Genomic DNA, 2,776 nt, shown 5'->3' with positions numbered 1-2,776 from the left:
CCGCAGACCTGACATCCGCCGATTTCGAGATCGGGCCGGTGCCGGAAGGCGCCATGAACGTGCTGCCGGTGCTCGCCGAGATCCGCGAGCGCGCGCTGGCCTGGCGGCCCGGCATGCGCTCGCAGATCATCAACTTCACGCTGCTGCCGATGAGCCCCGTCGACATGAGCTTCCTGCAGGACACGATCCGCAACGGACCGATCCAGCTGGTGTCGCGCGGCTATGGCACTTGCCGGGTGCTCTCGACCGGCATCCGCAATGTCTGGTCGGTGCAGTTCTTCAACGCCATGGACACCATCATCCTGGATACGCTCGAGGTCGGCGGCGTGCCGACCGTCGCGCTTGCCGCCGACGAGGATTTCGAGGATTCGGCCGAGCGGCTGCAGGAAATCATCGAGGCCTATTTCAAATGAGCGCCTTCGAGAATTTTGGCGTGCGCCAGGACGTCGGCGACGTCACGCGGCTGGAATGCGGCATCTGCTGGGCCGTCTACGATCCCGCCGACGGCGACGACGTCGCGCAGATCGCGCCCGGCACGCCGTTCGCGGCGCTGCCGGAGGACTGGCATTGCCCGAACTGCGATGCGCCGAAGTCCAAATTCATGGTGATCGAAGCATGACGGGGAGTGCGCCAAATTCTGTCGGCGAGGCCGACGCTGCAGCGTGGGGCGAGCTTCTGGCCGAAAGCTATCGCGAGATCGGCGAGCGCGCGATGCGCGATCTACCGATCTACAACGAGGCGCTCGGCGTCGAGGCGATCGGCTTCCGCCGGTTCAACGGCACGATCGTCGGCATCATGGTCACGCCCTGGTTCATGAACGTGGTGATGCCGGCGAGCGACGCGCGGCAGAGTTCGGGTGCCACGATGCGAGTCCGCTTTCCCGCGGGCGACATCGAGTTCATCCTCGGCGAGGTCGGACAGATGGGCCGCATCGCGAGCTGCTCGCTGTTCTCGCCGATGGCCGAGTTCGCCGACATGGCTTCGGCCCGGGCAACCGCCGAGGCCGCGCTGGCCGAGCTGATGCTGCCGGCAGACAGCGAAGAGGCGACGCGCCGCCGCGAACCCGCGACAACCCCGATCGACCGGCGTAATTTCCTTCGCGGCACTTTGGCGGAGCGGCGGGGATGAGCCTTGCCTTCCGCAACGAGATCGACATCACGGTGTGGCTCGCGGGTGCCACGATCGCTGACGTCGCGATCCAGCCGCGCAGCCGGCCGCCGCTGACGCGGCTGTTTGCGGGAAAGCCGGCGCAAGCCTTGCTTCCGGTGCTGCCGCGGCTGTTCTCGCTCTGCTCGGTCGCGCACCAGGTGGCATTCCTGTCGGCGATCGAGGCGGCGAAGGGGCTGGAGGCGACAGCGGAAACGGCGCATCGTCGCCTCACGGCGGTCGTTGCCGAGCGGCTGACCGAATTGCTGCGCAGCCTGTTCCTCGGACGAATCGCGCTCGACGCCGCGAGCGCTGCGGCCGTGCGCACGATGATGCAGGCAACCACCGTTCTCGGCGGCACCAGCGAAGGCGGGTCGGAGGCCTCGGCGCGCGAGGCCCTGGCACGGATCAAGGCCGCGCTCGGAGCGCTCGGGATCGCCAGTGAAGGCGAGGTGCTCGTGCCCGGCAGCGCGCTCGCTGTCCTTGTCGAACGCAGCAAGGGGGAGGCGTTGTCACCGCCGCCGGCCGAACCGTCGTTCCTGACCGCCGCTGACGATCTCGATGTCATCGAGCGCCTGCTGGCGGAGGGGGCAGCTTATTCCGACGCGCCGGAACTCTGCGGCAGAGTACCGGAAACAGGTGTCTGGGCCCGGTGGGCGCGGCGCGAACCGGTATCGTCTGCGGCGACGCCTGCTGCGCGGCTGGAAGCGCGCATCGTCGAGGTCGCGCGGCTCTGTGCCTTTCTCGATCGCGGCGAGGAGGATCTCGACGATGGCGTCGCGGGCTATCGGCTCGGTGCGGGCAGGGGGGCGGCTGCGGTCGAATGTGCACGTGGCCGGCTTTACCATGCCGTCGTGCTCGACGAGGACGATCGCATCGTCAATTTCGAATTTCTCGCGCCGACCGAGTGGAATTTTCACGCCCGCGGACCGCTGGTCCGGAGCCTGAAGGGAGCCAAGCTGCCGGCTGGCCGGCGCGGCCGGGATGCGGTTCGCACATTGGTCGGCGTGTTCGACCCTTGTGTCGGTTTCAAGCTCGACTTCCGCGAGGTGGGCCATGCATGAGATGGCGCTCTGCGAAGGTATCATCGGCATCGTCGAGGAGGAGGCGCGGAAGCGCTCCTTCGCCAAGGTGAACGTGGTCTGCCTCGAGATCGGCGCGCTCAGCCATGTCGCGCCGGAGGCGATGAAATTCTGCTTCGAGACCGTCGCGGCACGGACCATCGCGCGCGGCGCAAGGCTCGAGATCATCGAGACGCCGGGAACGGCCTGGTGCATGGCCTGTTCCAGCAGCGTCGAGATCAAGCAGCGTTACGAGCCGTGCCCCTCCTGCGGTGGCTATCAATTGCAGGTGACGGGCGGAGAGGAAATGCGCGTAAGGGAACTGGAGGTCGACTGATGTGTACGGTCTGCGGCTGCAGCGACGGCAAGGCGTCCATCGAGCACGCGCATGATCATCATCATGCTCATGATCATGACCACGGTCACGGCGGACACCATCATCACGGTCATGGGCACAGCCACGGCCATGCTCATCATCATCACCACCACGACCACGTCAATGATGAGGCGGGCCTGCTCGATTGCGGCGCCAATCCGGCCGGCCAGGAGATCGCCGGCATGAGCAGCGA

At 66.9% G+C, this 2,776-nt stretch carries 5 protein-coding genes and 1 pseudogene; all 6 read left to right on the top strand.

What is annotated here, in order from left to right; all coding sequences use genetic code 11:
- On the top strand, positions 1 to 413 hold a 413-nt coding region (locus JHD07_RS37230), incomplete at its 5' end, for a hydrogenase expression/formation protein (RefSeq protein WP_291631260.1).
- On the top strand, positions 410 to 619 hold the full coding sequence (locus JHD07_RS37225) for a rubredoxin (protein WP_291631257.1): 210 nt from the start codon (positions 410 to 412) through the stop codon (positions 617 to 619). The genes JHD07_RS37230 and JHD07_RS37225, both read left to right, overlap by 4 nt.
- Positions 616 to 1,128: a [NiFe]-hydrogenase assembly chaperone HybE gene (gene hybE / locus JHD07_RS37220; RefSeq protein WP_291631255.1), complete on the top strand. Its 513-nt coding sequence runs from the start codon at positions 616 to 618 to the stop codon at positions 1,126 to 1,128. Before JHD07_RS37225 ends, hybE begins: the two co-directional genes overlap by 4 nt.
- The gene (locus JHD07_RS37215; protein ID WP_291631254.1) at positions 1,125 to 2,210 is read left to right on the top strand and encodes a nickel-dependent hydrogenase large subunit; all 1,086 of its coding nucleotides are present in this window, start codon (positions 1,125 to 1,127) and stop codon (positions 2,208 to 2,210) included. The genes hybE and JHD07_RS37215 overlap by 4 nt, the downstream gene beginning before the upstream one ends.
- Positions 2,203 to 2,544: a hydrogenase maturation nickel metallochaperone HypA gene (gene hypA / locus JHD07_RS37210; RefSeq protein ID WP_291631251.1), complete on the top strand. Its 342-nt coding sequence runs from the start codon at positions 2,203 to 2,205 to the stop codon at positions 2,542 to 2,544. Before JHD07_RS37215 ends, hypA begins: the two co-directional genes overlap by 8 nt.
- Positions 2,544 to 2,776, top strand: a pseudogene (locus JHD07_RS37205) (hydrogenase accessory protein HypB); the annotation flags it as partial. The gene hypA and the pseudogene JHD07_RS37205, both read left to right, overlap by 1 nt.

Origin of the sequence: Bradyrhizobium sp. (assembly GCF_016462955.1) — a bacterium.
In the GTDB taxonomy this organism is placed as follows: domain Bacteria; phylum Pseudomonadota; class Alphaproteobacteria; order Rhizobiales; family Xanthobacteraceae; genus Bradyrhizobium.
The sequence above is the reverse complement of the archived record's forward strand: the minus strand, read 5'-3'. Positions and strand labels throughout refer to the sequence as shown.